The following is a 16,635-nucleotide window of genomic DNA, read 5'->3' on the forward strand; positions in this document are numbered from 1 at the left end:
GTGGCAGCGAAGCCAGCAGCGAAAAAAGTAGCAGCGAAACCAGCAGCAAAAGCAGCGGCCAAACCAGTAGCGAAGAAAGCCGTCGCTAAAGTGGCAGCGAAGCCAGCAGCGAAAAAAGTAGCAGCGAAACCAGCAGCAAAAGCAGCGGCCAAACCAGCAGCGAAGAAAGCCGTCGCTAAAGTGGCAGCGAAACCAGCAGCGAAAAAAGTAGCAGCAAAACCAGCAGCAAAAGCAGCGGCCAAACCAGTAGCGAAGAAAGCCGTCGCTAAAGTGGCAGCGAAGCCAGCAGCGAAAAAAGTAGCAGCGAAACCAGCAGCAAAAGCAGCGGCCAAACCAGTAGCGAAGAAAGCCGTCGCTAAAGTGGCAGCGAAGCCAGCAGCGAAAAAAGTAGCAGCGAAGCCAGTAGCAAAAGCAGCGGCTAAACCTGCCGCTAAACCAGCTGCAAAAAAAGTAGCGGCAAAAAAGGCTGCTCCAGCGAAGCCAGCGACTCCTGATGCAAAAACGGTCGTTAGCCCGAATGCTGCGTGGCCATTCCCGACTGGCAATCGTCCAGCATAATTTTGTGCTACTTGGTTGCCTGACCTTATTCAGGCACAATACCCACTATGTGATGATTCACCTGGTGGGTTTTTTTTGAGGATAACTTGTGCTGCATGGAATTTTTACCTTCGTCATCGATATCCTGACTGGTTTTTTTGCCGGCTTTTTGCTGTTACGTTTCTGGATGCAAGTGCAACGGGTTCGTCCCCCTGCTGGTTTAGCACAGGCGATTTTTCAGATCACAGATTGGCTGGTACATCCGATACGACGTGTCGTTCCGGGATTTCGTGGCTACGATTGGGCAACGATGGTCGGCGTTTTTCTGACCGCGTTGTTGTCGATGGTATTGGATTTCTGGTTGTTATCCGAAGTCTCATTCAGCGCGATTTTGCTGCTCACAGTATTTCGTGTGTTGCAGTGGGTACTGTATGGTTTGATGGCTCTGCTGGTGCTTGAGGCAATTTTCAGCTGGGTGAATCCACATGCGCCATTGGCACCCTTTATCCGGGCGTTGAATGAGCCCTTGTTGTCACCGTTCCGCAAGGTATTGCCTGCATTGGGCGGTCTCGATTTTTCGCCCTTGCTGGTGTTGATTTTATTGCAGATATTGAGCAGGGTGCTCAATGAGTTGATGCCTCGCTTGTTGATGCTGTAACCGGAAATCTTAGTTTTCCGGTCTGGCGGTCGATTGACGGATAATCAGCTGCGACCTCAGCATTTCCCGTCGTAACGGAAGGGTAGGATTCGTAATTCTGGCGACCAGAACCTGCGCGGTGAGTTGTCCTATATCGTGTTTCGGTTGTGCGATGGTCGTCAATGGTGGCGTGCTGAATGAGGCCAATGCAATATCGTCGTAGCCGATGACAGACAGTTGTTGCGGTATTTTTACGCCAGCTTCATTTGCTGCACAGATGCCGCCGATCGCCATCAGATCATTGCTGACAAAAATCGCCGTCGGTCTTTCAGGTAAGGCCAGTAACTGTTTAAATGCATTAAATCCGCCCTGGCTGGTAAAGTCGCTATGGATCAGATATTCAGTGCGGAATTCCAGCTTTGCTTCGGCTAACGCGCGTAAATAACCTGTGACCCGACCACCGCTCGGCAGCAGCGTGTCTGGCCCGGCAACGCAGGCGATCCGGCGATGTCCTAATCCTATCAGATAGCGGGTCGCATCATAGCCGCCCTGTACGTGATCCGCTTCAATTAAATCTGCCGCAACGCCTGCCACTTCACGGTCAACCAGCACTTTCGGGATGCCTTCATCAGCCAGTAATTTTGTTAATTCTTCGTCGGACCCTGATGGCACCAGAATCAGGCCATCGATACGTTTTTCCATCAGTACGCGGATATACGCTGCCTGTCTTTTCGGGTCATCATCAGAATTGCACAAAATAATGTTGTAGCCGAGTTTGAACGACGCATCTTCTATGCCCTGGATCACTTCAGCAAAATACGGATTCGAATTATTCGGAATCATCATACCCAATGTATGAGTCCGGTCATTTTTTAAACTGCGTGCAACGGCGCTGGGGATGTAGCGTAATTCTTTGATGACAGAGAGAACACGTTCACGGGCATCATCGCTGACAACCCGGGTATTATTGATTACATGCGAAACGGTAGTCGTTGATACGCGCGCTTTTTCCGCGACCTGCTTCATTGTTGCCATAAAAATTCCTGCTTTTCGATGATGAGATTATGACGCAGGATAACGGTAGCGGTTAAAATTTTTGCAAACATCCAGAAAGGATTTTACATGCATGATCTGATGATCCGGAATGCTCATTTGCCTGATGGGCGCAGCGGTGTCGATATTCTTGTGCGGCAGGGCAGGATAGAAGTGATAGCGGAACGCTTACCGAAGATAAGTATTCCTGAAATTGATGCAAACGGGGATTTGCTCAGCACGCCGTTTGTTGATGCGCATTTCCATATGGACGCCGTGCTTTCATATGGTTTGCCACGCGTGAATCAGTCAGGGACGCTACTGGAAGGGATTGCATTGTGGGGCGAACTCAAGCCGACGCTGACACAGGAAGCGCTGATTGCCAGAGCAATCGAATATTGCGACTGGGCGATCGCTAAAGGTTTGCTGGCGATACGTACCCATGTCGATATTTGCGACGATCGTTTGTTGGCGGCAGAGGCCTTACTGGAGGTGAAGCGACAGGTGGCACCGTATATCGATTTGCAACTGGTGGCATTTCCGCAGGATGGCTTGTTACGTAGCCCGACTGCATTCGATAATCTGAAACGCGCGATTGCGATGGGTGTGGATGTGGTCGGTGGGATTCCGCATTTTGAGCGGACGATGGCAGAAGGTGCTGAATCGGTACGCTTGTTATGTGAGTTCGCCGCAGAAAAAGGTCTGCGCGTTGATATGCATTGCGACGAATCTGATGATCCCTTGTCACGTCATATAGAAACGCTGGCCTTTCATACTCAGCGCCTCGGTTTGCATCATCGGGTGACGGGATCGCATCTGACATCAATGCATTCGATGGATAACTACTACGTCAGTAAGTTGTTGCCTCTGATGCGTGAAGCAGGTGTCGCTGCCATTGCCAATCCCTTGATTAACATTACTTTGCAAGGCCGTCACGATACTTACCCGAAACGTCGTGGCATGACGCGGGTGACGGAAATGCTGGCGGCGGGAATCGATGTCGCTTTCGGACATGATTGCGTGATGGATCCTTGGTATAGCCTGGGTTCAGGTGACATGCTGGAAGTGGCGAGCATGGGCTTGCATGTTGCCCAGATGACCGGCCAGCAGGCGATGCGGCAGTGTTTCGATGCTGTGACTAAAACGCCCGCCAAAATCATGGGGCTGGAAGGCTATGGTTTGCAGCCGGGTTGCTTTGCTGATTTCGTTATTCTTGATGCTGCCAGCAGTATCGAGGCATTACGTTTGCGCCCGGTGCGACGCTACGTGATTAAACGCGGCCAGATCATCAGTGAAACACCAAAACAGGAAGCACTGCTGCATTTATCCGGCAAAGAAACGCGGGTGAGTTTCAGAAGGCAAGGGGATGGAAAAGGCGCGTAAAAAAGGAAGGGAAAAACAGGACTCTGAATATTCACGCGGCTGACAGGCTATTTTTGCTCTGTCAGCCGCGTAAATATTAGGAGTTACAGTTTTGAAAATGCCTGTTTTGCTGCTGCTATCGTCGTCTCAATAATCGCGTCGTCATGCGCGATCGAAACGAAGCCGGCTTCAAACGCCGATGGTGCCAGATACACGCCAGCATCCAGCATCAGATGGAAGAAACGGTTAAATTTATCTTTGTCCGTTGCCATCATGGAGGCATAGGAATCGGGAATCTGCGCGGCGAAATACAGGCCAAACATGCCGCCGACCGCATCGGCACAGAAATCAAATCCTGCCTGTTGTCCTGCTGCAGTCAGACCATCTGCGAGTTTGCGGGTTTGTGCCGTCAATTGCTCGTAAAAGCCAGGTTGTTGGATGATCTTCAATGTTGTCATGCCTGCCGCGACGGCGACCGGGTTGCCTGACAAAGTCCCCGCCTGATAGACGCCGCCGAGTGGTGCCATGTGCGCCATGAGATCGGCGCGCCCGCCAAATGCTGCGACCGGTAAGCCGCCACCGATGACCTTGCCCATACAGACCAGATCGGCCTGTATTCCGAACAAGGCTTGCGCACCCTGCAGTCCGACGCGGAAGCCGCACATCACCTCGTCAAAAATCAGCACACTGCCATGCGCAGTACAAAGGCGGCGCATGGTTTGCAGGAATTCTGGGGTGGCACGGATCAGATTCATATTGCCCGCAACTGGCTCAACGATAATGCAGGCGATCTGATCACCGATTGATTGGAATACGTCTTCCAATTGCTGGCTGTTGTTATAGTCGAGCACCAGCGTATGTTTGCTGAAATCTTCCGGAACGCCAGCGGATGTCGGGTTGCCGAAAGTCAGCAAGCCGCTGCCAGCCTTCACTAACAACGAATCGGCGTGGCCGTGGTAGCAACCCTCGAATTTAATAATTTTGTCGCGTTTGGTGGCACCGCGGGCAAGCCGCAAGGCGCTCATCGTGGCTTCTGTTCCACTCGATACCAGGCGGATTTGCTCTACCCCTGGAACGATGTTGCAGATTTCTTCTGCCATCAGCACTTCGCCTTCCGTCGGCGCGCCAAAACTCAGTCCGCGGGCGGCTGCTTCCTGAACGGCTTGCACCACATCTGGGTGCGCATGGCCGACAATCGCAGGTCCCCAGGAACCGATATAGTCGATGTAACGCTGATCTTCCGCATCCCAGAAGTAGGCGCCTTCAGCGCGGGTGATAAAGCGCGGCGTGCCGCCGACAGAGCGAAAAGCTCTGACTGGAGAATTGACGCCACCGGGAGTTGTTTTTTGTGCGCGTGCAAACAGGGTTTCGTTTTTATTCGTCATGATAGAAAGGGTAATTGATTCGGAAGATGTTGCCGCTGGATGCATGCATTCATGCAGCGTGTATTCAATGTTCTGGTTCTCTCGCCCAGAAATAGCGGTCAGGAATCAGTTTCCCCATCCCTAACTGCTGCGCGTGGCTTACGGCCGCCATAGTAAATTCTTGTGCTTCCATTACTGCCTCGGGAATTTCAAGACCCGTTGCCAGTAAGGCTGTAATTGCAGCCGAGAGCGTTGACCCGGCTCCGGCATGAGAGCCTGGTATGCGTTGCCAGACGTCTCTTCTGACGACGCCAGATTCGCTGAACAGCGTATTCGCGACTTCTCCGCTGTTGCACGGTGTTCCGGTGACAAAAACATATTCACAGCCGGAATCAATTAACGCCATGGCATCTGCTGTTAAGTCTTCCGGTTCTGCATTTTCCTTCCAGGTTTCTGCCAGGCGTGACAGTTCCACCGCTGAAATGAGTAATAACGTCGCTTGTGGGATTAATAATTCCCGTATAGATAAGGTCAGATCTTCCGCATCGGGAATGTGATCCGTGATGGCGGTATTAAATGGATCCAGAATCAAGGGCATTTCTGGATAATCGGAGACGATCTCGGCAATGGTCGTGACGTTATCCACACTGCCGACCTGGCCAACTTTAATCGTGAGCACAGGCATATCTTCCAGTACGGTTCTGGCCTGTTCGTCAATCAGATCCGCATCCAGAGGATGGATACCGTCGATCTGTGAAGTGTCGCCGGTGAGTATGGCGGTCACAACCGGTAATCCGTGGCAGCCCATTGCGGCAAATGATGCCAGATCTGCAAATAGTCCCGTTGCACCGACCGGATCAGATGCGCCGAAACTAAGAATAATGGGAGAAATTTGGTTTTGCACGTTTGGTAGATTAATATAGGCAACCTTAACGAGCCAGGGATGGTTCGAAAAAGAAAAATTACACAGGAATGCAAGCTTTTGTAATTTTATGCGGGATATTTAATATTTTACTTGATTGAAGGATTTTAGTCGTGAGTGATAGTGCTGGCGAAAAGCCACAGTATAAAACATGGATGTGTCTGATTTGTGGCTGGGTATATGATGAAGAACAAGGTTCCCCCGAAGATGGCATTCCTGCTGGCACTTTATGGGATGATGTACCCATGAACTGGACTTGTCCTGAATGTGGTGCTCGTAAAGAAGATTTTGAAATGACAGCAATTTGATGGGAATGTGTCTTTTAGACTATAAAAGTGTGTCTTTTTGGCGATACGGAATGTTTATTCCAGGGAAATAAACGCCAGATCGAAATTTTTTTTGTTAAAGTGGTAGCTTGCTATTTTTCTGTCGGGAAGATGATTTTATGTCAGCGTTGGCAAGCAATGAAAACTTGAAAATCATGGTGATTGACGATAGCAGCACGATACGTCGATCGGCAGAGATATTCCTCGGACAAGCTGGTTATACAATCGTCTTGGCGGAGGATGGCTTTGACGCACTCGCAAAGATTAACGATTCTCATCCTGACCTGATTTTTTGCGATATTCTGATGCCAAGGCTGGATGGTTATCAAACCTGCGCTTTGATAAAGAAAAGTGTCAAATTCAGGGATACACCTGTCATTATGTTATCTTCCAAGGATGGACTGTTTGACAGAGCGCGCGGCGCCATGGTCGGTTCTGATGAATATCTGACCAAGCCTTTTACAAAAGATAGTCTTTTGAGAACTGTGCGGAATTACACGTCCGATACACAGGAAAAATAATTCAGTTTTATGTGAGGAATTAGCGAATGGCTATTCAAAAAATATTAATAGTAGATGACTCTCCTACAGAACGTTATTTTTTAACAGAAGTTTTGGTTAGAAATGGCTTCTCTGTATCTACCGCTGAAAATGGCGAGGAAGCCCTGACAAAAATTAAGGCAGATAAACCGCAGTTGATTCTGATGGATGTCGTGATGCCTGGGCAAAATGGTTTTCAGATTACGCGTGCTATTGCCAAAGATCCGGAAACACAGGATGTGCCAATTATTATCTGTACCAGCAAGAATCAGGAGACAGATCGTATCTGGGGTTTGCGTCAAGGCGCCAAGGATTACCTGGTAAAGCCGATTGACCCACAAGAGCTGTTAGCAAAAATTGCCGCTCTTAGTTAATGATCCGCAGATAGCCTGCTTGTCTCTATTTATAAGAAATACCCGGATAGCCTCATGACTAAGACTTTGAGTGACTCTGCTGCCAATCTTGAAATTACCAAGTCAGACAGTGTCGTGAGACGTACGCGCTTGCGTGAGTTTCAGGCGCAGTTGGTTGAGCGTATGCAGGCTGCGCAGCGTGGCGGCTTCTCCAAGCTTAGTCAATTGGGGATCATTATCGGGCAGCAGCGTTATTTGCTTGATCTGCGGGAAGCTGGCGAAATTGTTAGTGCCACATTATTAACCAACGTCCCGTTAACCAAGGATTGGTACGTGGGATTGTCAAATATTCGCGGTAACCTGACCAGTGTGGTTGATTTGTCGCGGTTTCAGGGCTTTGAACTGACCAAACTCGATAATTCTTGTCGTATCGTCGGTTTTGCACCGTCGTTGGGGTTCAATAGTGGTTTGCTGGTGTCGCAGGTTCTGGGCTTGCGTAACCTTGCTGAGATGGAAGAGATTGCATCTGGTGAGACTGACGGGAATAGTCAGGAATGGTTGCAAAGACGGTTTCGTGACCGTGATGGTAATGTGTGGCATGAACTTAGCTTGGCTGCGTTGGTGCAGAATCAGGATTTTCTGCATATAGGTTTATAGTCAGTGCTTCACTTGAAGCAACGCTGACAGATATTCAATCGTTTAGGAGATTCAGTAATGGCATTGAAACTACCGTTCTTGTCCAAGGGAAAAGAAAATCCGGAAATTGACGGAGCAGAAGTTGCGGCAAGGTCATTCGGTAATGCTGGCTCGGTTGAAGTTGAGGAGGCCAGTAACGTGAAAATGTTAACGCCAGAATCATCTCAGGAAGGCGAGCATAAGCAAGCTGAAACTGACTTCGATACGACTCATAATCGCGCCGATGCAACATTCATTGGTGATGCCCTGGAAAAAGGCGGCGACATTTATTTACCGATCATCGGCAAAATGTCATTGCAAAGGCAAATGCGCATTTTGTCCACAACCATGGTTGGTGCCTTAGTGGCGGGTGCATTTTTCGTCTGGCTCAATGCGAATCACTCAACACTGATATCCACTCAGGTGCAGATTTCCGGTGATGTGCTGATGCATTCCCAGCGTATTGGTAAGGCTGCGCCAAACTCAATTCAGGGTAACGTTCAGGCATTTAAACAGCTGGAAGACAGTCGTAAAGAAATTAATAACGATCTGAAAATCCTGCTGGATGGTGGTGCTTATCAAGGTCGTGATGTTAAATCTGCCGACTCCACACTGGAGCCGGTTTTAAAAGAAACGATCAAGTCCTGGCAGAATTCTAATAAAGCAGCTGAAACAATATTGGCACGCCGTCAGGAACTGACCGGTTTTGGTCAGACACTGCAAAAGCTGAACTCATTGTCTCCGGTATTGCTGGAGTTGACTGAACAGATTTCTACGCTGAAAGTGCAAGGCGGCGGATCTGCTCGTGAGATTTCTGCTTCCGGTCAGTTGGTCATGTTGACCCAGCGTCTGGGTCGTAGTGCGAATGAATTCTTGACTTCTGAGGGTGTTAATCCAGAGACTGCTTTCCTGCTTGGTAAAGATACGAATACTTTCCGCGATCTGGTCGAAGGTTTTCTTAACGGTAGTGAGGTTCTTCGCCTGACACCGACGAAAGATGCAGATACACGCGAAAAACTGGAAGAATTGAAAAAGGCGTTTGCTGAGTATCAGGCTTCGGTTTCTACTATTCTGGGTAACTTGCAGAACTTCATTGCCGCCAAACAATCTGAGCAGTTATTGTTTAACGAAAACGAAGAGCTGAAGTCGAAACTGACTAAGTTGCAAAAGACTTATACGGATCAGCAGGATTCCACCAGTTTTTCTTTCTGGCTGATGTTGATTTCCGCTGCCGTTGCGTTAGCGTCTGCGGTTGGTATTGCGTTAGTTCTGTTGCAGGATAGCCGTAATCGCGCTAAAGAAGCGAATGAACGCCGTCAGGAAGCTGCGGAGCAAATGTTGCAAGCGCAAAAACAAGAGGAAGAAGCGAAAGCTGCAAACGATCAGAATCAGGCCGCGATTTTGCGACTGATGAATGAATTGCAGGAAGTTGCGGATGGTGACTTGACTATTCAGGCAACGGTTTCCGAAGATATTACTGGTGCGATTGCCGACTCGGTTAACTACACGGTGGAAGAGTTGCGTGGTCTGGTCGGCCGGGTTACGACGACTGCGGAACAAGTTACGTCTGCGTCGAATCAGGCGCAAGGTATTTCCGATAACTTGCTGGAAGCGTCAGAGCAACAGTCACGTGAAATTTCCGATGCCGGTCAGGTGGTTCTGACGATGGCGCAGGATATTACCGACGTTTCCCGCTCTGCGAATGAATCTGCTGAGGTTGCGCGTCAATCGGTTGCGGCGGCGGAACAGGGTGCGCATGCGGTGGAAGACGCGATCAAGGGTATGAACGAGATTCGCGAGCAAATTCAGGAAACGTCTAAACGTATTAAACGTCTGGGTGAATCTTCTCAGGAAATTGGTGAGATCACCGAACTGATTTCCGACATTACTGAACAAACTAACGTGCTGGCGCTGAATGCGGCGATTCAGGCGGCGTCTGCAGGTGAAGCGGGGCGAGGCTTCTCGGTGGTTGCGGAAGAGGTTCAGCGTCTGGCGGAACGTTCGGCTGAAGCGACCAAGCAGATTGGTGCGCTGGTGCGTACGATTCAAACGGATACCCATGACGCGGTTGCTGCGATGGAAAAATCCACTCAGGGTGTGGTTGAGGGAGCAAAACTGTCAGATGCGGCGGGTACCGCCTTGTCTGAGATCCGTAGCGTTTCGAACCGTCTTGCTGAACTGATTCAGGGTATTTCTCTGGCGACTGAACAGCAAGCGACATCAGCAAACGGTGTTGCACAAAATATTCAGCACATTCTGACTATTACCGAACAGACCCAGAACGGTACACAGCAAACATCCGAGTCGATTAAGCAATTGTCTCTGTTGGCTGAGGAATTGAAAAACTCAGTATCCCGTTTCCGTGTAACTGCCTGATTTTCCAGTCTATGGGTTGCTTAAAACGACCCTATCATATTTGCAGACGATGAACCGCGGTTCATCGTCTCTTGAGTTTGCGGAGCGCGCATGACATCCGATTTTTCAAATTCGTCACATCTGCCTCAGGAACAGTTTGATACTGGACCACTCTCCTGGGTTATGCCCGAGGTGCGGGAAGCGATGACCAACGCTGGCAAGGTGCTTACCGAAGCGCTTGCACAGGATGTTGACGCAAGATCCACTACTTTATTGCATGCGAAAAGTTATTTGCATCAGGCACATGGTGCCTTGCAAATCGTTGATATTGATGGCGTTTCTATCGTCACCGAAACCATTGAGGAATTGATAGAACGCTTGCAAAGCAGTCAGTTAGAAATGACGCAGGCAAATATCGATGTCATTCTCGACGCTTTTCATGCTGTATTGCGTTACCTTGAGGATTTACTCTCCGGGGCACCGCATCAGCCAGTCAGATTGTTTCCCTACTACCGCGCACTGCTGGAGCTCAAGGGTGCGGAGCGGATACATCCGGCGGACTTGTTTTTCCCAGCGTTATCTGTCAGTGAAAGAATTCCCGAACTCGCTGTAACGCCCAACGGCAAATCTGCGAATTACAGTGGATTACGTCAGCGTTTTGAGAAATTACTACTGACGGTACTAACTAGCAAAGATCAGCAAAAGCGACGTGAAGCAGCCGAGAACATGCATGGCTTGATTCATGAAATCGATCAGATGCAGACGAATTCTCAGGCGAAAGCTTTCTGGGTTGTCATGCGGGCATTTGTTGAGGCGGTCGCCGATGGTGGGATCGACGACCAGCAATATGTAAAACAAATTTTCGGACGTATTAATTTACAGATCCGTCGTCTTGTCGATGGCGTCAACACGATTCCTGAACGTCTGCTCAGAGATGCCTTATTCTTTTTGGCTCAGGTAGAAAAACCGTCTGCGTTCGTGTCCAGTATTCGTCGTGCATATCAACTGGATAACAAAGTACCGACTGACTATAACGAAAAAAATTACGGCCAGATTGCGGCAGGTGTATTAAGTACCGCAAAAGAACAGCTCACTGCCGTTAAAAATTTATGGGGCCGGATTGCGAACGGCGATGCCAGTCTGGCTGATAAGTTTTCGCAAAAAATGAAGGATCTGGCAGAGACGGGCACGGGTTTAAATGTGCCCTCGCTATCTAAGCTTTTGCGCGAATTAAGCGGTATTGCCAGACATGTCGCACATTCGGCAGATGGCAGTAAGCTGGCACTGGAATTAGCGACCAGCTTGTTATTCGTCGAAAATGCACTGGATCAGATTACCCGTTTACCTGCGCATTTTTCCGAGCGTGCGGATGAAATTACAGCCCGTTTATTATCCGTTGTGTCCGGCGATGAGCCGCAGTCGCAAGCGGCGTGGATGGGAGAAATTTCGCGCGAGGCACAGCAGCGTCAGACCATGACGGTTCTCGTTTCTGAAATTCAGACGAGCCTGCGCCAGGTTGAAAAAACACTGGACGAATACTTCCGTGATCCTGCGCAAAGTGAATCTTTGCATTCGATCGATAACATGTTGCATCAGGTCAGTGGCGCGATGGCGATTCTGGATCAGGATGCGGCGATGCAAGCCTTGGAAACGACCAGACAGACGGTTGCTACATTGGCAGACTCCAAAGAGTTGTCTGAATCTGATCGTGAAGCTGAGCATCAAAAACTGGCGCAAAATATTGGCGCTCTCAGTTTTTTCATCGAAACTTTGCAGACCCAGCCAGAAACAGCGAAAAAGAAATTTGTGTTTGACGCTGATGCAGGTCTTTTCCGCCCAAATCTGCTCGATGCGCCGGCGCAGAAAGAGTTATTGCCTGTCAGCGAGGATGTGATTTTTTCAGCTGATCAGTTACAAACTTCTACCGAAGAGTCCTCTTCCGTTTTAACCGCAGAAAAAGAATTACTTAACCAACAGCATGAATCGGCACGTCTTGCCGTGTCTCTCGCTGAAAATCCTGACGATAAAACACTGAAGGCGCAATTGAAAGATTCGCTGGAGTCTGAACGCTCGGTGGCGACTTTATTGGATGACTCAGCTGCAAGTGGTCGTGCAAAAGCAGCGATTGAGTTGCTTGGATCTGGTGAAGAGTCTCATTCAACTGAGAGTTTACAGGATATCGTTGCTGCCACCTCACCGGTTGCAGTAGCCGAAGTGAAGGCGACGAATGTTGCTGCTGTTTTACCGCAAAGTGATGAGGCAATTGATGCTGAGTTGCTCGAAATTTTCCTGACAGAGGCCGATGAAGTTTTGCATTTTGTGCAGGACACGTTGCCACGTTCTCGCGCCGATGTTGACAATCAGGAATATCTGACCAGCCTGCGCCGCTCCTTCCATACATTGAAGGGCAGTAGCCGCATGGTTGGACTGAATGTGTTCGGTGAAACTGCCTGGAGCATTGAGCAGGTGATGAACTTATGGTTGTCGGAGTCGCGTCGAGGTGACGACAATCTGTATGCACTGCTCGAACGTACGGCAAGTGAGATGAATACCTGGGTCGATGAGCTCAAGCAATCAGGCCAGTCAGCAAGAACCGGCGCTGCGATTATCGCTGCGGCGGAGCGAATCAAAGCCGGCCTCGATTATCAGGAGGCCGACGAGTTGCCAGTCGTGGCCTCAGAAATTTCAGAGCAGCCTGCGGCAATTGAGCCTGAAGATGAATTGTTGCCAGAGCCAGTCGCGCATGATGTATCTGAAGTGGAGGATTCAGCGATTGCCGGTGCGCTTGATGAACCCCTTATTGCAACTTCGCTTCCCGTGGACGGTGAGGCATTCGCGATTCTTGACGATGGTGCAGAAACGATAGAGGCCTTGCCGTTAGTGGATGTGACCACGGATGCGGCGACAGACGCGCTGACATCAGGGTTTGAACTCAGTGCATTCGACGATTTGCCAAGTGCGGCGAACATATTGGCTGAGACTGCAGCGACGCTTGATGATGTCACGACAGGGCATTCTTTGCCTGCTTCTGATGACATCGTTATTGCTGCTGAAACTGCTGCAAGTGTTGAAACTGAAACGATTGAAACAATCAGTTTTTCTGCTTCCGATGCGGTTGCTGAGGACATTCAAAATCCGGTAACTGAGCCTGAAGAGGTTGTTGATTTGCTGAGTCCGGTGGAAGAGCAGATCGTGGCAACTGTAATGACATCTGAGGATGCTGTTGAAGAAGTTTCTTCTGTTGCAGATATTGAGCACTCAGTACCACAAATAGTTGAGGAGCCGGTTGCAGTGGCTGAACCAGTTTCTGATCCTGCTGGTGCAAAAATCATTGAGTTTCCGGAGTTGAATAAGCCGGCTGTGACGCTCGATGACAATATCAAGCGTATCGGTGATCTTGAAATCAGCCTGCCGCTGTACTCCATATACATGGCAGAAACCGACGAAATTGTTCGCTTCCTGACTCAGGATTTATCTGAGTGGCGCCACGAACCCGAGCGTCATGTCTCCACACATGCGATTCATGCGAGTCATTCTCTTGCCGGCAGTTCCGCAACTGTTGGTCTGATTCCTTTGAAAGAGTTGGCGCATAGTCTGGAATCTGTTTTACAGCGCCTTGAGCGTCATCCGGTTATGTTGACCTCTGCCGAATTCGACATGCTGGACCATGCTTTGGAGTCTGCAAAACGGATGCTGCAGAAATTTGCATTGTCTGAAATGGCCGACTTTGCCCCTGATGATGTCAGACAGTTAGATCAGTTATTGCAAGACGTGATCGCACGTTCGAGTTCCGGTGCAGATGAGGAGTTCATCACCTCAACGAATGAAAAACTGAATCCGGCAGACTTGTCGGGAACGGCGGTCATTGAAGAGTTGTCTGGTGATAGCCTGGCGGAAACACCTACTGAAGAATCTGGCACACTGAATCTGGCGGATGAGACTGTCGTGCAGCAACTGAACGTTGCATTGCCGGAAAGCACTCCGCAACAAACAACACAGGTCAAAGATGACCTCGATCTTGATTTGTTGCCGGTCTTCCTTGAAGAAGGAAATGACTTATTGCCGATGGTCGGTCAGTTATTACGTAGCTGGCAAGCACAGCCTGATGACACGGCAATACCGCAGTCGATTGCACGTCTGATGCATACGATTAAAGGTAGTGCGCGGATGGCCGGTGCGATGGGATTAGGGCAGCACATCCATGACATGGAAACGCGTATTGAAAGTCTGATGCACACCAGTGGTGCAGTACGTGCGCCGTTGATGGATGATTTAATGGCGCGCCATGATTACAGCATGCAGTTGTTTGATCGTTTGCAAAACCCTGAGGCTCACGTTGAGCCATTGTTGCCTGAGCCATTAACTGCCGCGCAAGAACTGGATCAGTTCCAAGAAGCGTTGGTCGCGAGTGAGGCTGGTATTGCACCTGCGGAGGCCGTCGAAGCGCCGCGTGAAATGGTCAGCCTGACACCTTTAATGCCGATTACTGATAGTCAGTCTGCGGTCAGAACGACTGCAATTCCGCATGCTCCTGTCAGTGCGCCTGCAACTGCAGGTGCGCCGGTGCCTCTGGTGCGTGTACGAGCCGACGTGCTGGATCGCTTGGTCAATCAGGCCGGTGAAGTGTCTATTTCACGCTCACGTTTAGAGAATGAAGTCAGCACTTTGCGCTCGTCATTAGGCGAACTGACCGCCAACGTCAGTCGTTTGCGTGATCAGTTGCGTGAAGTAGAGATTCAGGCTGAAACGCAGATCACATCGCGTATGGCGCTGTCTGGTGATCGTGAATTTGATCCACTGGAGTTTGACCGTTTTACCCGTTTGCAAGAGCTGACCCGCATGATGGCGGAAAGCGTGAGCGACGTGGCAACAGTGCAGACGAATCTGACGCGAACGATAGATGGTGCTTCCGGTAATTTGCATGTGCAGGCGCGCCTGACACGTGAGTTGCAACAGGATCTGATGCGCGTGCGTATGATTCCGTTTGCGAGCGTTTCTGAGCGTCTGTATCGTGTTACCCGTCAGACCTCGAAAGAAGTCGACAAGCGCGTCAATCTGGATATCCGTGGTTCCGGCGTTGAAATGGATCGTGGCGTTCTGGAAAAAATGGTCGGGCCGTTTGAGCATCTGTTGCGGAATGCGATTGTGCATGGTATCGAAACGCGTGACGTGCGCCGTCTAAATGGCAAACAAGAAACCGGTGAGTTATTGATCGAGATTCGTCAGGAAGGTAACGAAGTTGTTATTCGTTTCAACGATGATGGACAAGGGTTGGATTTGCAAAATATCCGTCAGAAAGCGCTCAGCGTTGGTCTGATCGGTACAGATGAAACACCGGGCGATGCTGAAACTGCCAGCCTTATTTTTGAACCTGGATTCTCCACGGCGAATGAAGTAACTGAGCTGGCCGGACGTGGTGTCGGTATGGACGTCGTCCGTTCTGAGGCCGCATCACTGGGCGGTCGTGTTGAAGTTTCTACGGTAGAAGGTAAGGGCGCTGAATTTACTATTCGCCTGCCGCTCACGCTTGCTGTGACACAGGTCGTGTTGCTGAGCGCTGGTGGACGTACTTATGCAGTGCCATCGGTTCTGGTTGAACAGGTGCAGCATCTGAAGTCGAATGCGCTGGCCAATGCATACAATGACGGTGCTTTGATGTGGCAGGGCCAACGTGTTGCGATGCATTATCTGTCTGCGCTGTTAGGTCAGCGTGACGCAGTGCCTGTGACCCAGCAATACACACCGTTGCTGATCATGAAGAGCGGTACCGATCGCGTGGCGATCCACGTCGACGATATCGTCGGTAATCGTGAGGTCGTTGTTAAAAACATTGGCCCGCAACTGGCGCGTATGGTGGGTATTGCCGGTGCGACTGTGCTGGGTTCCGGTGAAGTCGTTTTGATTTTGAATCCTGTTCCTTTAGCGCAGCGTGCTGAACATGAACATGCTCGTTTGCCGCAATCCGGTTCTGAGGCAGTTTCTGATTTAGGTGCCGTCGCTGATTTGCATCATGAAAACACCACAGCGCAGGTGAATGCCGAGCCGGTTCAGGGCTTGCGGACACAGCATATCGTTATGGTCGTCGATGACTCCCTGACCGTGCGTCGCGTTACTCAGCGTTTGCTGACACGTGAAGGCTATCAGGTCGTGTTGGCGAAAGACGGTATTGATGCGTTGGAACAGTTGCAATCAGTGACGCCAGACGTGATGCTGGTCGATATTGAAATGCCGCGCATGGATGGTTTCGATTTGACGCGTAACGTTCGCAGTGATGCTCGTACGGCGCATATTCCTATCATCATGATTACGTCGCGTACTGCCGATAAACATCGTAACTACGCACGTGAACTTGGCGTGAACGAATATTTCGGTAAGCCTTACCGTGAAGACGATTTACTTGAAGCGATTGTTGGTTTTGTTGGCAAAGAACAGGCAATCGTCGTGTAAGTAACTCCTGATTTAGTAAATAAAAAAACAGAGATTTATCTCTGCTTTTTTTATGTTAATTGCGTTCTGTTTTATGTTCGACGCTG

General features: G+C 49.8%; 12 protein-coding genes. 9 read left to right on the forward strand and 3 right to left on the reverse strand.

Annotation, left to right across the window (positions count from 1 at the left end; translation table 11 throughout):
* Both H8K38_RS00485 and H8K38_RS00490 read left to right on the forward strand, forming a co-directional pair.
* The gene (locus H8K38_RS00485) at positions 1-558 is read left to right on the forward strand and encodes a histone (protein WP_186882835.1); all 558 of its coding nucleotides are present in this window, start codon (positions 1-3) and stop codon (positions 556-558) included.
* A gap of 88 nt (positions 559-646) precedes the next feature.
* Positions 647-1,195 carry a YggT family protein gene (locus H8K38_RS00490; RefSeq protein ID WP_186882836.1) on the forward strand — a complete coding sequence of 183 codons (549 nt, stop codon included), beginning with the start codon at positions 647-649 and terminating at the stop codon, positions 1,193-1,195.
* A gap of 9 nt (positions 1,196-1,204) precedes the next feature.
* Here H8K38_RS00490 and H8K38_RS00495 read toward each other — a convergent pair whose 3' ends face one another.
* The gene (locus tag H8K38_RS00495; protein WP_186882837.1) at positions 1,205-2,209 is read right to left on the reverse strand and encodes a LacI family DNA-binding transcriptional regulator; all 1,005 of its coding nucleotides are present in this window, start codon (positions 2,207-2,209) and stop codon (positions 1,205-1,207) included.
* An 87-nt stretch (positions 2,210-2,296) separates the two neighbouring features.
* Here H8K38_RS00495 and H8K38_RS00500 point away from each other — a divergent pair, with 87 nt between their 5' ends.
* Entirely contained in the window at positions 2,297-3,589 is a 1,293-nt protein-coding gene (locus H8K38_RS00500) for an amidohydrolase family protein (RefSeq protein WP_186882838.1), read from the forward strand.
* Positions 3,590-3,672: 83 nt separating this feature from the next.
* On the opposite strand, the gene hemL is transcribed toward H8K38_RS00500, so the two are convergent.
* Positions 3,673-4,953, reverse strand: coding sequence for a glutamate-1-semialdehyde 2,1-aminomutase (gene hemL / locus H8K38_RS00505; protein ID WP_186882839.1), 1,281 nt, complete (start codon positions 4,951-4,953; stop codon positions 3,673-3,675).
* A gap of 64 nt (positions 4,954-5,017) precedes the next feature.
* Positions 5,018-5,836, reverse strand: a complete 819-nt coding sequence (locus H8K38_RS00510; protein ID WP_186882840.1) for a hydroxymethylpyrimidine/phosphomethylpyrimidine kinase — start codon at positions 5,834-5,836, stop codon at positions 5,018-5,020.
* A 173-nt stretch (positions 5,837-6,009) separates the two neighbouring features.
* On the opposite strand from H8K38_RS00510, the gene H8K38_RS00515 reads away from it, so the two are divergent.
* The 6 genes from H8K38_RS00515 (at position 6,010) to H8K38_RS18305 (ending at position 16,549) form a co-directional block, all read left to right on the forward strand.
* A complete protein-coding gene (locus H8K38_RS00515) occupies positions 6,010-6,162 on the forward strand; it encodes a rubredoxin (protein ID WP_186883314.1) in 153 nt (50 codons plus the stop codon).
* Between the two features lie 137 nt (positions 6,163-6,299).
* Positions 6,300-6,701, forward strand: a complete 402-nt coding sequence (locus tag H8K38_RS00520; RefSeq protein WP_186882841.1) for a PleD family two-component system response regulator — start codon at positions 6,300-6,302, stop codon at positions 6,699-6,701.
* Positions 6,702-6,727: 26 nt separating this feature from the next.
* Positions 6,728-7,093, forward strand: a complete 366-nt coding sequence (locus H8K38_RS00525) for a response regulator transcription factor (protein ID WP_186882842.1) — start codon at positions 6,728-6,730, stop codon at positions 7,091-7,093.
* 54 nt (positions 7,094-7,147) lie between these two features.
* Positions 7,148-7,729: a chemotaxis protein CheW gene (locus H8K38_RS00530; protein ID WP_186882843.1), complete on the forward strand. Its 582-nt coding sequence runs from the start codon at positions 7,148-7,150 to the stop codon at positions 7,727-7,729.
* A 57-nt stretch (positions 7,730-7,786) separates the two neighbouring features.
* Entirely contained in the window at positions 7,787-10,123 is a 2,337-nt protein-coding gene (locus H8K38_RS00535; protein ID WP_186882844.1) for a methyl-accepting chemotaxis protein, read from the forward strand.
* A 90-nt stretch (positions 10,124-10,213) separates the two neighbouring features.
* A complete protein-coding gene (locus H8K38_RS18305; protein ID WP_255422765.1) occupies positions 10,214-16,549 on the forward strand; it encodes an Hpt domain-containing protein in 6,336 nt (2,111 codons plus the stop codon).
* Positions 16,550-16,635 lie beyond the last annotated feature (86 nt).

Origin of the sequence: Undibacterium sp. FT79W (genome assembly GCF_014284215.1) — a bacterium.
GTDB classification, from domain to species: Bacteria; Pseudomonadota; Gammaproteobacteria; order Burkholderiales; family Burkholderiaceae_D; genus Undibacterium; species Undibacterium aquatile.

Excerpts from the sequence above, each read along its gene's own strand:
- H8K38_RS00495 (WP_186882837.1), bottom strand. The coding sequence starts at position 2,209 with ATGGCAACAATGAAGCAGGTCGCGGAAAAAGCGCGCGTATCAACGACT.
- H8K38_RS00500 (WP_186882838.1), top strand. The coding sequence starts at position 2,297 with ATGCATGATCTGATGATCCGGAATGCTCATTTGCCTGATGGGCGCAGC.
- hemL (WP_186882839.1), bottom strand. The coding sequence starts at position 4,953 with ATGACGAATAAAAACGAAACCCTGTTTGCACGCGCACAAAAAACAACT.
- H8K38_RS00515 (WP_186883314.1), top strand. The coding sequence starts at position 6,010 with ATGTGTCTGATTTGTGGCTGGGTATATGATGAAGAACAAGGTTCCCCC.
- H8K38_RS00520 (WP_186882841.1), top strand. The coding sequence starts at position 6,300 with ATGTCAGCGTTGGCAAGCAATGAAAACTTGAAAATCATGGTGATTGAC.
- H8K38_RS00525 (WP_186882842.1), top strand. The coding sequence starts at position 6,728 with ATGGCTATTCAAAAAATATTAATAGTAGATGACTCTCCTACAGAACGT.
- H8K38_RS00530 (WP_186882843.1), top strand. The coding sequence starts at position 7,148 with ATGACTAAGACTTTGAGTGACTCTGCTGCCAATCTTGAAATTACCAAG.
- H8K38_RS00535 (WP_186882844.1), top strand. The coding sequence starts at position 7,787 with ATGGCATTGAAACTACCGTTCTTGTCCAAGGGAAAAGAAAATCCGGAA.
- H8K38_RS18305 (WP_255422765.1), top strand. The coding sequence starts at position 10,214 with ATGACATCCGATTTTTCAAATTCGTCACATCTGCCTCAGGAACAGTTT.